At 63.1% G+C, this 16758-nt stretch carries 17 protein-coding genes; 1 reads left to right on the top strand and 16 read right to left on the bottom strand.

The window, feature by feature from the left end; genetic code table 11:
* Window positions 1–43 precede the first annotated feature (43 nt).
* The 16 genes from NKJ81_RS18130 to NKJ81_RS18055 all read right to left on the bottom strand — a co-directional run bounded on the left by NKJ81_RS18130 (window position 44) and on the right by NKJ81_RS18055 (window position 14889).
* Window positions 44–463 (bottom strand): helix-turn-helix domain-containing protein, encoded by a 420-nt coding sequence (locus tag NKJ81_RS18130; protein WP_023676895.1) that lies wholly within the window; start codon window positions 461–463, stop codon window positions 44–46.
* 137 nt (window positions 464–600) lie between these two features.
* Window positions 601–2187 carry an apolipoprotein N-acyltransferase gene (gene lnt, locus NKJ81_RS18125; protein WP_352541257.1) on the bottom strand — a complete coding sequence of 529 codons (1587 nt, stop codon included), beginning with the start codon at window positions 2185–2187 and terminating at the stop codon, window positions 601–603.
* Between the two features lie 110 nt (window positions 2188–2297).
* On the bottom strand, window positions 2298–2624 hold the full coding sequence (locus NKJ81_RS18120) for a VOC family protein (RefSeq protein ID WP_352541256.1): 327 nt from the start codon (window positions 2622–2624) through the stop codon (window positions 2298–2300).
* 17 nt (window positions 2625–2641) lie between these two features.
* Complete coding sequence (locus NKJ81_RS18115) at window positions 2642–3715, bottom strand: hemolysin family protein (protein ID WP_352541255.1); 1074 nt, start codon at window positions 3713–3715, stop codon at window positions 2642–2644.
* Between the two features lie 28 nt (window positions 3716–3743).
* A complete protein-coding gene (ybeY, locus tag NKJ81_RS18110) occupies window positions 3744–4241 on the bottom strand; it encodes an rRNA maturation RNase YbeY (RefSeq protein ID WP_352541254.1) in 498 nt (165 codons plus the stop codon).
* 17 nt (window positions 4242–4258) lie between these two features.
* Window positions 4259–5308, bottom strand: coding sequence for a PhoH family protein (locus tag NKJ81_RS18105; RefSeq protein ID WP_352541253.1), 1050 nt, complete (start codon window positions 5306–5308; stop codon window positions 4259–4261).
* A gap of 26 nt (window positions 5309–5334) precedes the next feature.
* Window positions 5335–6744: a tRNA (N6-isopentenyl adenosine(37)-C2)-methylthiotransferase MiaB gene (miaB, locus tag NKJ81_RS18100; protein ID WP_352541252.1), complete on the bottom strand. Its 1410-nt coding sequence runs from the start codon at window positions 6742–6744 to the stop codon at window positions 5335–5337.
* A 63-nt stretch (window positions 6745–6807) separates the two neighbouring features.
* On the bottom strand, window positions 6808–7608 hold the full coding sequence (olsA, locus tag NKJ81_RS18095) for a lyso-ornithine lipid O-acyltransferase (RefSeq protein ID WP_352470058.1): 801 nt from the start codon (window positions 7606–7608) through the stop codon (window positions 6808–6810).
* Window positions 7609–7629: 21 nt separating this feature from the next.
* Entirely contained in the window at window positions 7630–8124 is a 495-nt protein-coding gene (rimI, locus tag NKJ81_RS18090) for a ribosomal protein S18-alanine N-acetyltransferase (protein WP_352541251.1), read from the bottom strand.
* Window positions 8124–8816 (bottom strand): tRNA (adenosine(37)-N6)-threonylcarbamoyltransferase complex dimerization subunit type 1 TsaB, encoded by a 693-nt coding sequence (tsaB, locus tag NKJ81_RS18085; protein WP_352541250.1) that lies wholly within the window; start codon window positions 8814–8816, stop codon window positions 8124–8126. Before tsaB ends, rimI begins: the two co-directional genes overlap by 1 nt.
* Window positions 8817–8975: 159 nt before the next feature.
* A complete protein-coding gene (locus NKJ81_RS18080; RefSeq protein WP_352470055.1) occupies window positions 8976–10082 on the bottom strand; it encodes a DUF1513 domain-containing protein in 1107 nt (368 codons plus the stop codon).
* Window positions 10083–10084: 2 nt separating this feature from the next.
* Entirely contained in the window at window positions 10085–11158 is a 1074-nt protein-coding gene (locus tag NKJ81_RS18075; protein ID WP_352541249.1) for an imelysin family protein, read from the bottom strand.
* Window positions 11158–12765, bottom strand: coding sequence for a di-heme oxidoreductase family protein (locus NKJ81_RS18070; protein ID WP_352541248.1), 1608 nt, complete (start codon window positions 12763–12765; stop codon window positions 11158–11160). The genes NKJ81_RS18075 and NKJ81_RS18070 overlap by 1 nt, the downstream gene beginning before the upstream one ends.
* A gap of 12 nt (window positions 12766–12777) precedes the next feature.
* Window positions 12778–13263 carry a bacterioferritin gene (gene bfr / locus NKJ81_RS18065; RefSeq protein WP_023676883.1) on the bottom strand — a complete coding sequence of 162 codons (486 nt, stop codon included), beginning with the start codon at window positions 13261–13263 and terminating at the stop codon, window positions 12778–12780.
* On the bottom strand, window positions 13229–13540 hold the full coding sequence (locus NKJ81_RS18060; RefSeq protein WP_023676882.1) for a (2Fe-2S)-binding protein: 312 nt from the start codon (window positions 13538–13540) through the stop codon (window positions 13229–13231). The genes bfr and NKJ81_RS18060 overlap by 35 nt, the downstream gene beginning before the upstream one ends.
* 56 nt (window positions 13541–13596) lie before the next feature.
* The gene (locus NKJ81_RS18055; protein WP_502904300.1) at window positions 13597–14889 is read right to left on the bottom strand and encodes an imelysin family protein; all 1293 of its coding nucleotides are present in this window, start codon (window positions 14887–14889) and stop codon (window positions 13597–13599) included.
* Between the two features lie 423 nt (window positions 14890–15312).
* Between NKJ81_RS18055 and NKJ81_RS18050 the strand changes: the two genes are divergently transcribed.
* The gene (locus tag NKJ81_RS18050; RefSeq protein ID WP_352541247.1) at window positions 15313–16566 is read left to right on the top strand and encodes an NAD(P)/FAD-dependent oxidoreductase; all 1254 of its coding nucleotides are present in this window, start codon (window positions 15313–15315) and stop codon (window positions 16564–16566) included.
* Window positions 16567–16758 lie beyond the last annotated feature (192 nt).

Below are 16758 nucleotides of genomic sequence, written 5' to 3'. Positions count from 1 at the left end.
CAGCTACGACGAGCCCTTCCTTGTTGAACTCTTCACGGGCCAGTCAATCGACTTCGTCGGTGGAAAGCGACTTCACCAGCTCGATGATCTTGCGGCGCACTTTCACATCGGCGATCTTGACGAAGGCGCGATTCAGCTGGAGGCCTTCCGGGCTGCCGCAGAATTCGACGGCGGAGGTCATCGAAGCATCCTCGGCAAATCCACGGTTGCCCACGGGCTCCTGACCGGGCGCATCCTCGAAAAAGAAGGCGACGGGGACGCCGAGTATGGAGGCGATTGCCTGCAAACGGCTGGCGCCGACGCGATTGGTGCCCTTTTCGTACTTTTGGATCTGCTGGAACGTTATGCCGAGGTTTTCACCCAGTTTTTCCTGGCTCATTCCCAGCATATTGCGGCGAAGCCGGATGCGGCTTCCGACGTGGATGTCGATCGGATTCGGCTTTTTCTTGTTTTCTTCTGTCATTTTTTCCTCGCCGAATTTTTCCGGCTTTTTCTATTTTGCTGCCCAAACGACGCCGCGGCCCGTGCCCCAACAGAACGACCTTATCGACTTCGAAAATTTTCAGGCGCTTACAGTATGAGTTTCTAATGTGTCGGCTGTCAATTCGCCCGTAGCCTTTGCCTTACGTTCAAAATGCATGCCGCAACGGCAAGCAAAAACATGATCAGCATTCCGTTAATGCGTCGTTGGCCGGAGGAAACGATGGCTTGGTCGGAGATCGGCACACGCACATCGATCGCGCCGCGTGCATCGATTGCCAGCGCGTCGACGATGCGACCGCGCGGGTCGACAACGGCCGAAATGCCGTTATTAGCCGCGCGCAACAGGGGCACCCCATTCTCCACCGCCCGGATCTGCGCCTGCCTGAAGTGCTGGTACGGCCCCGGCGTGTCGCCGAACCAGGCGTCATTGGTGACGTTCACAATAAGCTCGGCTGACGTTGCGTCAACTGCGACCAGATCGGGAAAGATGACCTCATAGCAAATAAACGGCAGCGCCCGGATACCGCCGGGCAGCGCGATCGGATGCCGCTCATTGCCCGCCGCGAAGGTCATTGGACCGGCAACAAGCTGCTCAAGCCCGAAGCGGCCGAGCAGATCGGCGAAAGGCAGGTATTCGCCGAAGGGTACCAGGTGGACCTTGTCGACGGCATCGACGATTTCGCCCCTTTCGTCGATCGCCACCACAGAGTTGTAGTAACGGCTGCCGGCCGCCGAGCCGCCTTCTTCGCGAACGACGCCGGCGACCAGCATCTGGCCATCGCCAAGCATCTCTCCGATCGCAGGCAGGGCATCCGGACGTTCGGTGAACAGAAACGGCACGGAGGTCTCCGGCCACAGAATCAATTGCGGCCTGTCATGGCCGGGTTCCGGCGCCTTGGCCGAAAGCCCCATCATGGTGGCGAAGATACGGTCACGCACCGAGGTATCCCATTTTTCGGTAAGGTCGACGGCAGGCTGCACGATACGGACGTCAAGGCTGCGGGCGGCCGGCTTTTCGGGGGCGGCGAGCCGGATATAGCCGAAGCCGGCATGGGCGGCGACGAGCACGACAAGCAATGCCGCGCCGAGGCGGAGATGCCGGCGCGCCGCAAGCAGCGCCGGCAGCGCAAAGACGAAGACCGCAAGCGCGTCCATGCCGACCATGCCGGTCACCGAGACGCTCTGCATCAGCAAAGGTACCGGCATCGCCGCATAGCCGACGGCATTCCACGGAAAGCCGGTGAACAGGAAGCCGCGCAGCCATTCCGCCAGCGCAAAGCCGAAGGCGAGCGCGGCGATGCGTCCGATGTCGTTGCTCCACAACAGCCGGGCGACCACGGCGGCGAAACCATAGAAGAAGGCGAGCGCGAGGGGGATGCCGACCACCGCGAACGGCAAGGCCCAGGCAAAGCTGTCGGCCTCGACCAGAAGCGCCGAGCCGACCCACCAGAGACCGGCAAGAAAGTAGCCGAAACCGAACCACCAGCCGATGGCGAAAGCCGGACGCAAGCGCCGCAGAAAACCGTCCGAGGCTTCGCCGGTCGCGCCGTCGAGGAGCCACACCAGCAGGGGAAACGAAACGAAACAGACGGCGAAGAAATCGTACGGCGCCTGGGCAAGAACCGCCAGCGCGCCGGCAAGAAACGCCACCAGCGCGCGCCGCCAGCCCCAAAGCAGAATTATCCGGCCGGCCTGGCGCTCCATCTATGCTTCCGAGTCGTGCGAATCAGGAAGCAAGATTTATCAGGCCGCGGCCTTGGCTCCAAACCGGGCGACGTAGTCCGCTCATAGCTATCGATGCCAGCCTTGTATCTTCAGCCCGCCCAGCCGCTCAGCCTCTTCGCGTGGGACAGCGCCGACAGTCTGGGAAAAGGTCCAGACATGGCCTTCAGGATCGCGCGCGTCTTCTTGCCTGCAACTGAAGCCGGGCTGGCTATATGGTCGGCCCATTCGGAATCGACGATGATATAGCCGTCGCCGAACCGCATCTCGGAATGGACGAGCCTGCCATTAGCATCGCTGACCACCATGCTCGGCTCGAAGCCGAAAGCCTTTTCAAGCCATGTCAATGCGGCCCGCGGATTCTGGTAGAAGACACCCGAGCCCAAGGTTGAGTGCTTGAACGGGTCCTCAACCGGCATCGGGCAAGCCGCGTCCTTCAAGCCTGCTCGGTGCGGACGGCGCGGCGGCGGCGCTCGCCCTTCAGTGTCTCGACGATGCGTACGCGCTTGACGCGGCGCGGATCGGCGTCAAGCACATGGAACTCGAAGCCGGGTATGGCCTGCACCACTTCGCCGCGCGCCGGCACCCGGCCAAGCGTGTTGAAGATCATGCCGCCGATCGTGTCGACATATTCGCCGTGCTCGCCGGCGGCGAAATCCTCGCCGATCATCTTGGCGACATCGTCGATCTCGGCCTTGCCGTCGACGATGAAGACGCCTTCACCGGCCTGGGTGATCATCGGCTCGTCTTCGTCGTGCTCGTCCTCGATGTCGCCGACCACCATCTCGACGATGTCCTCGAGCGAGACGAGACCGTCAGTACCGCCATATTCGTCGATGACCAAAGCCATCTGGGTCCGCGTCGTCTGCATCCGCCCCATCAGGTCGGAGGCGAGCATCGAGGGCGGCACGAACAGCACCGGTCGGATCAGGTTGAGATCGCCGATGGTGCGCGCCAGATCGACCTGGGCGAGATCGAGAAGCGTCGCGACCGGAGTTTTCCTGGTCGTCCTGCCCTTTCTGACGCGGGCGACCTTGGTGATATGCGCCAGCACGTCGCGGATATGGACCATGCCGCGCGGATCGTCGAGCGTCTCCGAATAGACCGGCATGCGGGAATGGCCGGACTGCTCGAACAACCCCAGAAGGTCGCCGAGCTTCGTGGTGATCTCGACCGCCTCGATGTCGGCGCGCGGCACCATGACGTCCTCGACCCGCACTTCGCGCAGGCGCAGGATGTTGTTGAGCATGGCGCGTTCGCCGGGCGAGAAGGATTCTGCATCGCTCGCCGTTTCGGCAAGCGCACCGGCAATCTCCTCGCGCAGGCTGGTGCCGTTGCGGTGCCTGAAAAGCCCGAGCACGCGATCGAACAGGGAAGGACCGGCAGGCGATGCCTCGCTGGCGAAGCTGCCGGTCGTGGTACTCGGACTCGAGCCCTCTTCCGTCGTTTCGGAAGGCTTGATCACACTGCCGGCGTCGGAGCGGGCGGCAGTCTCTGGTTTGTCGTTCATCATCGTCCGGTCAATTGGTCTTTTGTAATTACGTGTAGGGATCGGGAATGGCAAGCCTCGCAAGTGCTGCGCGCTCTGTCGCTTCCATCAGTTCCGCTTCGGCATCCGTTTCGTGATCATAGCCCAGCAAATGCAGCAGGCCATGGATGACGAGATGGGAGATATGGTCCTCGATGGGCTTGTCTTCCAGTGCCGCCTCGCGCGCGACAGTCTCGGCGGCCAGCACGATGTCGCCGAGCATCGGCGGCAGAGGCCCTCCCCTGGCAAACGGAAAAGCTGGAAAAGACAGGACGTTGGTCGGCTTGTCCTTGCCGCGCCAGCCGGCATTGAGCGTGCGGATACGGGCATCGTCGGAAAAGACGATGCTGAGCTCGGAACGGCCGTCGGCACCGGTTTCGGCAAAGGCGGCCGAGACGGCGTGGTCGACCAGCCGCATCAGCACCGCCTCGTCGGGCCAGTCGCCCGCCTCGATCGCGATATCGATTTCGACGGGAAGCGGTCCCCCCGCCTTTTGCTCCTCAGCCATGCGGCCGCATAATCGTATCAGCTTTCGACACCCAAACCCCTGGCCAGCTTGCCGTCACGGTCGTAGGCCTTGACGATCTCGGCGACCAGCGGATGCCTGACGACGTCGCCTTCATTGAAGCGTACGGTCACCATGCCGGTGACGCCGTCGAGGATTCTCAGCGCCTCGACCAGGCCGGATTTGGTGTTTGGCGGCAGATCGATCTGGGTCGGATCGCCGGTGACGATCATGCGCGAGTTCTCGCCGAGCCGGGTCAGGAACATCTTCATCTGCATCGGCGTGGTGTTCTGCGCCTCGTCGAGGATGACGGCAGCGTGCGCCAGCGTACGGCCGCGCATGAATGCCAGCGGCGCGATCTCGATGACCTCAGCAGCAATCGCCCGCTCGACCTTGTCGGCCGGCATCATGTCGTAGAGCGCGTCATAGAGCGGCCGCAGATAGGGATCGACCTTCTCCTTCATGTCACCCGGCAGAAAGCCAAGCCGTTCACCGGCCTCGACCGCGGGGCGCGACAGCACGATCCGTTCGACCATGCCACGTTCGAGCAGCATTGCCGCATGCGCCACCGCCAGATAGGTCTTTCCGGTGCCGGCCGGGCCGATGCCGAAGACGAGTTCCGACCGCTCCAGCGCGCGCATATAGGCGTCCTGGTTGAGCGAGCGGGCATAGATGGTCTTCTTGCGCGTCGATATCTGGGCGGCGGACACCTTGCCCTTGCGCTCCAGCGTCGGCAGCGTCAGCTGGTCGTCGGTGGCGATCGCCATGCGCACGGCGCCGTCGACATCGGACTGGCCGATATCGGTGCCTTTCTGCAGAATGCCGTAAAGATTGTCCAAGGCGCGGCGCGCCTGCTCGGCGGCCGAGGAAGAGCCCTTGATGGTCAATTGGTTGCCACGCGAGCGGATGTCAACGCCGAGCTTCTGCTCGAGCCTGGCCAGATTCTCGTCGAACTGGCCGTAAAGGGCGCTGGCAAGCTTGTTATTGTCGAAAGTCAGTACGATGTGCGCGATATCCGAGGCCCCGGAGGGTAGGTTCTGGGGCAGGTTCTTGACTTCAGCAGCGCTCAACCGTCTCTCCTCATCTGCCGAGGCCTTCAGGCCAATTCGGCGAACAGGCTGTTGTAGCCCGTCTTCGTGATTCGTACCTGGATAATGTCACCGATTTCGCCGGCCTTTTCATCAACAATAACCGGCTGCAGCCACGGCGAGCGGCCAACCTTCTGGCCGGCCTGGCGGCCCGGCTTTTCGATCAGCGTGTCGATAGTCCTGCCGACCAGGCTTGCGCCGAAATGCTGCTGCTGTTTCAGAAGCAGCGCCTGCAGCCGCTGCAGGCGCTCGTCCTTGACGGCCTCCGGCACGTGATCGCCCATCTCCGCGCCCGGCGTGCCGGGGCGCGGAGAATATTTGAACGAGAAGGCCGAGGCATAGTTGACGTCTTCGACCAACTGCATCGTCGCCTCGAAATCCGCTTCCGTCTCACCGGGAAAGCCGACAATAAAATCGCCGGACAGTGCGATGTCGTTCCGTGCGGCACGGATGCGGTCGATCAACGTCAGATAGTCCTTGGCCATATGCCTGCGGTTCATCGCCTTGAGTATGCGGTCGGAGCCGGATTGCACCGGTAAATGTAGATAGGGCATCAGCGTCGGCAAATCACGATGGGCGGCGATCAATTCATCGTCCATGTCGCGCGGATGGCTGGTCGTGTAGCGCAGCCGCGCCAGACCTGGAATCTCTGCCAGCCTGAACAGCAGCCGGCCAAGGCCCCATTCCTCGCCGTCTTCACCTCTTCCGTGCCAGGCGTTGACATTCTGGCCGAGCAGCGTCACCTCGCGCACGCCGGCATCCGCCAGGCGCTCGGCTTCGGCGACGATCTGTGCCACCGGCCGCGAGACTTCCGAGCCGCGCGTATAGGGCACGACACAGAAGGTGCAGAACTTGTCGCAGCCTTCCTGAACGGTCAAGAACGCCGTCACGCCGCGCCTGATCAGTTCGGCGCGCTTCGGCTGCGGCAGATGCTCGAACTTGTCTTCGACGGCATAATCGGTCTCGACGATCTTTTCGCCGCTCCGCGCCCTCGCCAGCACCCCGGGCAGCCGGTGGTAGGTCTGCGGACCGATGACCAGATCGACAGCCGGCGAGCGGCGGATGATCTCGGCACCCTCGGCCTGCGCCACGCAGCCGGCGACGCCGACCAGCATTTCGCGCCCGGCCTTGGCACGCTCCGCCTTCAGCTCACGGATGCGCCCAAGTTCGGAATAGACCTTTTCCGCCGCTTTCTCGCGGATGTGACAGGTGTTGAGCAGCACCAGATCGGCCTCGCCGATGGCGTCTGTCGCGGCATAGCCGTCGGCCGCCAGAGCATCGGTCATGCGCTGCGAATCGTAGACGTTCATCTGGCAGCCATAGGTCTTGACGAAGACCTTTCTGGTCGCGGCAGGCGGAACGACCAGGTTTTCGGCGGCAGCGCCGATGTCGTCGCGTTCTATCGTGTTCAATTCCATTTCGCGGCTTCTAGCGCCTTTCCCCGACAAAAAACAGACGAATCTGGCCGGAACCTGCTCAGCCTACCGGCTCGGACGCGGTTCGGCGAGCGCCGCTTGTACCATCTCGCGAACCTGGCGTTCCATCTGCTTTGCCGTCTCCTTGCGGCTCGAGCCCCTGGAGAAAGCAATCGCCTCGCCAAAATGCACCTCGACGTCGAGGGCGCCCTCGGCCATCAGCACCTTGAGGTGCGGCATCAGCTCCTCATCGCCGATCCAGGCGGCAACCGGCCGATGCCGGCGGCCGAGCGGCACGCCATGCAGGCGCGTATAGACGATCGCCACCGGTTGGATGAAGACCTGTTCGGCCGCCCCTTCCGCAATCGCCATTGTAGCGGCGCCGAACAGCGTGCTCTTGAACGGCAGGATCATGTTCCCGTCGCCGGTCGAGCCTTCGGCAAACAGCACCATGGCGTCGCCCTTGGCCATCCGGCGGGCGATCTCGCTCGCCTGGTCGCCCGACGAGCGTTTGCGCTCACGTTCAATGAAGACGGTGCGTTGCAGCTTCGACAGCATGCCGATCAGCGGCCAGCCTGCCATATCGGCCCTGGCGATGAACGTCACGTCGACCATCGACCCCAGCACCATGATGTCGGTCCAGGAGATGTGGTTGGCAGCAATCAGCAATGGGCGCTGGCCGGACAGCGCTCCCTTGACATGGATGCGCAGCCCCAGCGCCCTGACGATCATCCTGTGCCAGATCTTCAGGATGAAGGTCTCGCGCCAGAGTCCGGTCCTCATCGACAGTATCTGCAAAGGCACAAGCACCAATGAGCCGACGACAACCAGCCCCAGGGCCAGGAAAATCCTGATTTTTCCTATCATCCCCACCACCCCGGCGTTTGGCTAACGAAGATCGCGGCGCATGACAAGCGCGCCGGTCGGGCCGAGCTCCGGCGACTTGTAATAGTTGGCGCGCTTGCCGACCTCGCGGAAGCCGAACCGTCGGTAGAGCGCGATCGCGGCGACATTGGTCTCGTCGACCTCGAGGAAAAGTGCCTCGGCGCGCTGTGCGTGCAGTTCACGCAGCACCGCATCCATCAATTGCCAGCCGAGCCCCCGGCGCCGATGCGAGCGTGCCACCGCGACCGTCAGGATCTCCCCCTCGCCGGCCGCCAGCCGAGCCAGCACGAAGCCGACCGGCGGCTTGGCACCCTGTCCGGTCTCGCGCGCGGCATAGCCGAACACCGTGTCCTGCTCGAGCAGCGCGGCGAATTCGTCGTCGGTCCACGGCCGCGCGAAATCCTCGCGATGCAGCACCGACATGGCCGCGCTGTCGGCAACCGTCAGCGGCTCGATCGCATAGTCCCTGCGACGCGGCTGGAGGAATGGAATGCGCATCAGTTTTTTTGCCTAGATAGAATAAAGCCGGCCTGCGGCTTGGCGTCGGCGCCGCGCAGATAGAGCGGTTTCGGCTTTTCGCCCTCGCCCTTTTTACCGGCACGTTGGGCGGCGGCCAGCCGGGCATAGACGGCGATGTCGGCGGTGGCCGCCGTCCCGCCGAGATCGAAGCTGCGCCCGGCCGCCGCGGCAATTTGGGTTGCCGCCGTGCCGGCGAGAACCGCAGATCTGTCGACCGCGATGGCGGCTGCTTGCGAGAGCGTGGTCACGGCCGGACCAAAGATCAGAACCGACCTCTCATCGTAAAGTGCCGCATGGATCTCCTCGCGACCTGCATCGAGCGCGGCGAGCACGGCGCGACCGGGAAATGCCGCTCTCGCTTGCGCCGCCAGGGCCTCCAGAGTCGTCACGCCGATCGCCGGGATTTTCAGCGCCAGCGCAAGGCCGCGCGCCGCCGAGACGCCGACGCGCAGACCGGTGAAGGAGCCCGGACCCGTCGAAACGGCAATGGCGCCGAGGCCGGAATAGTCGGTTCTGCTGGTCCCCAACGCCTTTTCGATGACACCCATCAGATGCTCGGCATGACCCTTACCGAGATCGAGCACCGAACGGCCGAGTTCTTTCCCGGCCGCCGCGTCGTAGACGCAGGCGGCGCAGAGATTGGCGGCACAGTCGATGGCAAGCAATTTCATGAAGCGGCCGGTTGAGACAGTTTCGAAAACAGCTTCCCTCTGCCCGCCAGGGCTGATCCCCGCAAGGGAATAATGGATAAATCGTCAGGCGACTTGGCTTCGGCGCGGGTCCAAGAATGTAAGTTCCAACGCACGCAATCGCCACAATAGGTATCGGGACTAGCCGACCTGCTCGATACGCAGCACGTGATTGTCCCAGACATAGTCAGGCTCGGAATGTATCGAGCCACCGGACTCGACGATATCGCCGGCGCCGGTCGTCGCCATGAAGCTTTCCCCATCGGCTGCAACGCCGCAAACCTCGACCAGCGCCTTGGTGGCGACGATACGGCCGCTGGCCGCGTCGATCACGGCAAGCGAATTGCCCTCAGGCGAAGACACCGCGATGGTGCCGGCGGCAGGGTTGGCGGCGACCGAGCCGATATAGTTCCTGAAGGCGGAGAGCACGTCCTGCGACATGTCGAGTAATTTCAGGTCCATGCCGCGCGCCGCGCGGCCGAGCAGTGGGGGACGATCGGTACCGGGCCCCCTGTATTGACAGCCGAACCAGACGGTGCCGGAGCGGTCGGCATCCATATGGCGGATCGACAGTTGGTGTAGCGCCGGCGGTAATTCGTGCTTTTCGGTGAGATCGCCGGTAAGGCGGTCGACCAGAACATAGGAAGGCTTCATCGTTGCGATATTGAGCTCGGCGCGGCCATAATCCGGATGCGTTTCGATGCCGCCATTGGCGACAGCGATTGTCCTGCCGTCGGAGAGAAGCAGAAGTTCGTGCGGGCCCACGCCGTAGGTCGGGAACTCGCCGATGCGCTTGAATTTCGCATGCGCGTCATAGACGCCGACGACGCCGGCGGCATTGTCGAAATCGTTCTCGGTTGCGTAGAGCAGCGTGCCATCGGCCGAGAACACACCATGGCCGAAGAAATGCCGGCCGGCAACGCTGGCAATGGTGTGCGGTTTATAGCGGCCGGTATGGTCGAAGACGACAGCAAAGGTGCCCGGCTGCCTGGCAAACACCACCGAACGATTGGACACCGGGTCGAAGGTAACGTCGTGGCCCCGATCGGGCAGATCGATCGTGTGCAACAACTTGCCGGCCTCGGACAGGACGGCCGCGCCATAGCTGCCGTCGCGCTTGACGAAAGCGGTGGCGAAGACCGCGTCGGCGTCGATTGTCTTTGCCCAGGCCGACGGCGCCATCGCCGCTACGAAACCAGCGCCTGCGGCCCTCAGGAAATCGCGCCGATCGATCAGCGGCGTCCTCATGATCAGTCACCATCCAATGACGAGAACCCGGCGGTCAGGCCGAATTCGGCGGTCAGCCTGGTGCCGATCAGGGTCGTCAGGCTGGATGTCACCAGCGAGAAATAGTCGAGCTTCTGGCGCAGCGCCGGATCGGCAAGTGCCTTGTCGATCGGTCCCCTGATCGCCTTGGCCGCCTCGATCCCGTTGGTGAGCTGGATGTGGACCGATTCTGCCATCCAGCGCGCATCGGGCGGCAGCGCGTCGCCAAGCTGCGAGGCCTGGAACAGCGTGTCCATGCCCGCCAGATTCCCGGTCAGCGAGCGGGCGGTGTTTTGCGAGCGCCAATAGATCGCCTGTTTCGGTTTGTCGGCCTCCGGCTTGGCGCCCAGGAAGCCTTTCAGGCGTACGTCGCGGACCATTTCCAGCTCGTTGATGAAGACGCCGACCAGTTCGGTCACCGCTTCGGTGCCGTCGTGGTAGAGCGCGTTCTGCGGACCCGGATTGGCCCAGAGCGCGGCAAAGCCGTTGGGCTCGTTCCAGGCATCGCCAACCTCGCCGGCAATCGTCTCGACATTGCCGGCAATGGCCGCACCGTAGGCGCAGCGATAGGCGTCGTCCCTGCCGACCAATTGACCGGCTCCGTCGCCGTAGAGGACGAATTCCAGTGCGCCGAGCCCTTGCATGGCGACGCTCTTTGTAGCCAGCTGGGCCGGATCGGCGGCTGTCGGATCCTTGCCGGCAAGTGCTGCCTGCACCTGCTTCAGGCCGATGCTCTTGCGATCCGGCCAAAACAGCATGCGCTCAAGCCGGTTGTTTTCCGCGATCGGCCCGAAACGGATGATTTCCACCACCGACCAGGCATCCACGACGCCTGAGAATTCGGCGCGTGCCGCATCGAGATTGTCTCGCGAGGGCGCTTGGCAAAGCGCGTGCATGGTCTTGGCCAAGCTGTCCGCATGGTCATGCAATCTGTCATAGGCCGGGCGGACGAAGCCGTCGATCGCCCGCTGGATCACATCCGAAGCCTTCACCGTCGCGGATGCCGGCAGCGCACCGGCGAGGACCAGCATCAGAGCGAATGCAAGACGCTTCCGCATCAGAGCGACTCCAGAAACTTGATCAGCGCGGCGCGGTCGGCCGCATCGGCAGCGGCAAAGCGGTCACGCGCCTTCTGACCCTCGCCGCCATGCCACAGAATCGCCTCGGCCAGGCTTCGTGCGCGCCCGTCATGCAGGAAGAAGGTGTTGCCGCTGACGGTCTGGGTGAGCCCGATGCCCCACAGTCGCGGCGTGCGCCATTCGCTTCCCGTGGCCTCGCCCACCGCCTGTCCGTCGGCAAGACCGGGTCCCATTTCATGCAGCAGGAAATCGGAATAGGGCCAGATCAGCTGGAAGGCCTGCGCCTTGTTCGGGGTGTCGCGACGGGTGACGAATTTCGGCGTATGGCAGGAGATGCAGCCCATATCGTAGAATAGTTTTTTGCCGGCGAGCACGTCCGGTCTGTCGAGATCGCGCCGGGCCGGCACGGCAAGGTTTTGCGAATAGAAGGTCACGAGGTCCATGACCGGCGGCGGCGCTTCGACCGGACCGAGGCGCTCCTGTACACCGTTAGGTAGGCCAAGGCAGGTCTTTTCCGCGGCGCTGCAATCGCCCCAGTGCTTCGGCACTTCAGGCGTCGAAATGCCAATATCGCCGGCAAAAGCGTCCGCCGATTGCTGGCGGATCGATGCCGCCTGCGCCTTCCAGCCGAAACGGCCGAGCGTCAGTTCACCGCTGCTGGCGTCGCGTATTATGTTTGGCCTGCCGGAAATCCCGTCACCATCGCGGTCGGCCGCATCGGCACGCGCAAGGATGTCGGCAGGAGCGATCTGCTCGACCAGGCCAAGGCCGATCATCGGCGGTGTCATGCGCGGCGACAGCGTGGTGTGCGGATCGAGCGGCCCGTAGGCGAGACCCTCGACCGAATAGCTCGGCTTGCGCAGCGACACGACGCTGCCGTCCGCCAGTTTTACTTTTTGCTCCTGATAATCGACATGCATCCTGCCTTCGCCCCGCAGGCCGGGAACGGCTAGCTCCTGAAGTTGTGTGCCATAGACCGGGTCGGGAAAGTTGAGCACCTTGTGATCGGCGAGCGCGGCTTTCTCCTCCTCGGTACTGGCTTCCCTTGCCAGGCGCAGGAACATCGAGGTGGTGCCGCTGTCGCCTTGGGGCGGATGGCCGCGACCGTCCTTCAGATGACAGTTCTGGCAGGCGCGCTCGTTGAACAACGGACCGAGCCCATCCGAGGCTTGTGTCGAGGATGGCGAGGACACCCAGTTCTTGCGGAAAATGGCGTTGCCGAGCTTGAAGGTGCCCTCTTCCTCGAAGCTGATGTTGGCGGAGGATTGCGAGAAGGCGTCCTTGTTGACGTCCTTCTTCGAGGTGCCGGCGCCGCCCTGCATCAGCTCGAATTGCTCGGGCTTGGAGAAATCGCTGGTCGGCCTGGTGATGGCGATGACGCGCGCCAGATCCTTCGGCGTCAGATCCGTGCGGCTGGTGGCAAGCCCCGCCGGTTGCGGCGCCCCGGCCAGCGCCGAGGCTGTGAGCGTCGCCACCACGGCAAGAAAGGCGCCGCGAAGGATACCGTATTGCGGCTTCTTCTGAGGCGGCAGGCCACAATGCTCGGCCGGCCGCAAGCGGCGCATGAAATCTAGGGGGCGCCGCATTCCGGCATGTCCTTATTCCGCCTCGTCGGCCGACGCTGCGTTGAGTTGACCGTACTTTTCTTCGCCGATCGAGGCGAGCAGGTCGAGTTGCGTCTCGAGAAAGTCGATGTGACCTTCCTCGTCAGCCAGCAATTCCTCGAACAGCTTCATCGTCACGTAGTCGCCTGCTTCGTTACAAACCTCGCGCGAACGCTTGTAGGCGGTGCGCGCGTCGTATTCGCCGGCAAGATCGGATTCGAGCACTTCCTTGACATTCTGCCCGATGCGCAGCGGCGCCACGGACTGCAGGTTCGGATGGCCCTCGAGGAAGATGATGCGCGCCACGAGCCGGTCGGCATGGTGCATTTCCTCGATCGATTCAGCGCGTTCCTTCTTCGCTAGCTTGGCGTATCCCCAGTCTTCCAGCAGCCGGAAATGCACCCAGTATTGATTGACCGCCCCAAGTTCCAGAAACAGAGCCTCGTTAAGCCGCTCTATGATCTGCTGTTCGCCTTTCATGGGTTCTGCTCCCGTATTGGACGCGCAGGCCTCTGACGCGATCCAGGTGTGAAACGATGTCCACGCCACTCGCCGCCGAGCGGGCATGGTAATTTTCGGTGACCCGAATGATCGTTTCGACCACATTTGGGAAGCAGCCGCAACAGCGACCGCGCTTGTGCATGGCGTGATAGACCTTCGCCGGCACGATCAGCTGCCAGGGGTCCTCATCCAGCAGTCCGACGATCGTCTGCTCTATCTCCTTTTCGGTGATGATGTTGCAATGGCAGATCAGCATTTGTCGCTCTGGCTAACGGCGCTTCGTTGCGTCGCGTGGCTGGTGGTTTCGATAGTCTATTGGAACACCTTGTCCGGTGAATCGAGGCTGTCCGAGCCCTCGAAGGCTATCGCATTGAGCTTCAGGGTACCGACGGCGCGTTCGATCGACTTGGTCTGATCGACCAGCGCGTCGATCGCCGCCTGCACAGTGGCATTGCCTTCCGTGTTGCCTTCTCCGATCTGCTGGTCATAGGCCTCGCCGGCAAGCGCCCGTGCCTTGATGGCCTCCATCTTGGCGACGGTGACGTCCAGTTTGTCCGACAATTCCTTGTCAACCGCCGGGTCGGCCGCCTTGACCATGTCGGCGACCGACGGCCCCTCGACGACAGTGCCGTCGAGCCGCTTGTAGCTGCCGTGATAGGCGGCACGGATGCCGATCGCATCGTAAAGATGGGAGTTGTAGGTATTGTCGGAGAAGCAATCGTGCTCCTCTTCCGGGTCGTGCAACAAGAGGCCGAGCTTCATCCGCTCTCCGGCGAGCTCGCCATAGGACAGCGAACCCATGCCGGTGAAGATGGTCGAAATGGCGGCGTTCGGCTCGCCATCGACAAGGTTCTTGCGGGCGGCGCCGCCTTCCTTCCAGTCGTCGGCCATATCCTTTAGATCGGAAACCAGAAGGTCGCTCGCCGATTTCAGATACTGTCCGCGGCGGTCGCAATTGCCGCCGGTGCAATTGGCGAGGTCGTAATCGGTGTAGGGCCGTTCGCCGGCGCCCGGACCGGTGCCGTGCAGGTCCTGACCCCAAAGCAGGAATTCGATCGCGTGATAGCCGGTCGCCACATTGGCCTCGATACCGCCGGCCTCCTGCAGGGTGCCGGAGAGGAACTCCGGCGTCAGGTCGGTGGCGTCGACCTTCTTGCCGTTGATCTCGATCGACTTGTTGGCGATCACATTGGCGGTGTAGAGCGCGTTGGCGTCCGACTCAGTGCCGTAGCTCTTGGCGACATAGTCGATCAAGCCTTCGTCGAGCGGCCAGGAGTTCACCTTGCCTTCCCAGTCGTCGACGATGGCATTGCCGAAGCGATAGACCTCGGTCTGCTGATAGGGAACGCGCGATGCCTTCCAGGCCTCGCGGGCGGCGTTCAGCGTTTCGGCAGATGGCTTGGCGAGCAGCGCATCGACAGCCTTGTCGAGCGCCTCGGCCGCGATCAGCGAATCCTCGTATTTGGCGAGCGCAATGTCGGAATAGGTCTTGATGACCGCCTTGGCATCGGTTTGCGCCTTGGCCGGCAGCACGAACACGGCCGCCGTCAGCATTGCGGTGGCGCCGATCGCCGCAAGCCTGCCGCCATACCGTGCCGTGATCATCGTTCTCATGATTGTCTCTCCTCGGGAATCAATGAAATGCCGGCGCCTCGGCGGGCAGCTGCCAGCGGGCAAAGAAGGGTCGCGTCATCGCGCGGTTCGCGGAAGAAAGACACCGAAATGCCTCCAATCGAAAGGGTTCAAGGCCCAGACATCAAAGGGATGCGCTGACGCGCGAGCTTCCATAAAACGGCGAAGACGCCGGATGTCAACTGGTGGCGTAGAAAAAATTCAATTGAAACAATAGTTTAGAATTATTCTAAACTAGAACTGTCAACTTTAACACCGACGTATGAGGAATGCCGGCGCATGACGCAGTTGACAGGCGGCCGTTCCGGGTGCGACCTGGATCGGCGCTCTTGCGGCGGCGCCGGACAATCGCCACCTGGCGAGACGTCCTAGATTTGGATGAGGAATCGGGCTGTTATGAAGAACGGGGTCGTCATTGTCGGTGCGGGTCATGCGGGCGTGCAAGCGGCCGCCAGCCTGCGCGAAGAAGGCTATGACGGCCCGGTGATCCTGGTCGGCGACGAAAACGAATTGCCCTACCACAAGCCGCCGCTGTCGAAGACCTTCATCAAGGATCAGCAAGCAAAGCCGCAGCCGTTGCGCGGCGAGGCTTTTTATACCGGCAGCGCCATCGACTTCCGGCCAGGCATCCGGGTCGAGCGGATCGACGTAGGCGGCCGCAGGCTAGAGATATCGGGCGGCGGTGTGTTGCCGTTTGACCGGCTGATCCTCGCCACCGGCGCGCGGCCGCGCCTGCTGCCGCTGCCGGGTTCGGAGCTTTCCGGCGTTGTGTCGCTGCGCTCGCTCGGCGATGCCCGCCTGATCCGCGAATTGAGCGCGCAAAGCGAGGAGGTCGTCATCCTCGGCGGCGGCTTCATCGGCCTGGAGATTGCCGCGACGCTCACCGCGGCAGGCCGCAAGGTTACGGTGGTCGAGGCGGTCGACCGGCTGCTCGGCCGCGCCGTGGCACCGGTGATCGCCGGCCATGTGCGCCAGCGGCTGGAGGCCTCCGGTGTGCGCATCCTTACCGGCACCACCATCGAACGGCTGGAGGACGAGAACGGCCGTGTTTCGGCTGCAATCACCTCATCCGGCGAGACATTGCCGGCGCAGATGGTCGTCATCGGTATCGGCGTCGTGCCGAATGTCGAACTGGCCGAAGCCGCCGGCATTGTCATCGCCAACGGCATCCGCGTCGACCAGCAGATGCGCACGTCGGTGCCGGAAATCCTCGCCATCGGCGACGCGGCGTCTTACCGGCACTGGTTCACCGGCGGCGACGTGCGGCTGGAATCGGTGCAGAACGCCACTGACCAGGCGCGGCTCGCCGCACGCACCATCGCCGGCCACACCGACAATTACTCGGCAGTGCCGTGGTTCTGGTCCGATATCGGTGACATGAAGCTGCAGATGGTCGGCCTGATTGCGGGCGGCGACAGCCATGTCGTGCTGGGCGACGTGGCCGAGAACAAATTCTCCATCTACCACTATGCCGGAAGCCGGCTGCTCGGCATCGAATCGGTCAACCGGCCCGGCGACCACATGCTTGGCCGCAAGATGCTCGGCGCCGGCTTTTCGCCGTCGCCGCAGATTGTCGCGACCGGGCCCGACGGGCTGAAGGCCGCGCTCGCCGCCTTCCAGGAAGGAGAGCCTGTCCGCGCTGCGGGATAAGATCAAACCCAATCACCCTGAATGACCGAGTTCGACCGATAGTGTTGAAGAAGTCGGCGATGAAGCCGTGGATCCACTCGCACCGAAGCGTCTTGATTAAGGTCGACGCGACCTCCTCGCCTTAAGTGGCTCGGACGTTTGTTCCGAGGGTGCAAATCTTGGCCAATTTCCTGAGGTTCTGGGCGATGGCTG

This window comes from Mesorhizobium sp. M0018 (assembly GCF_040323955.1).
In the GTDB taxonomy this organism is placed as follows: Bacteria; Pseudomonadota; Alphaproteobacteria; order Rhizobiales; family Rhizobiaceae; genus Mesorhizobium.
This window is presented reverse-complemented; position numbering and strand designations above follow the sequence as displayed.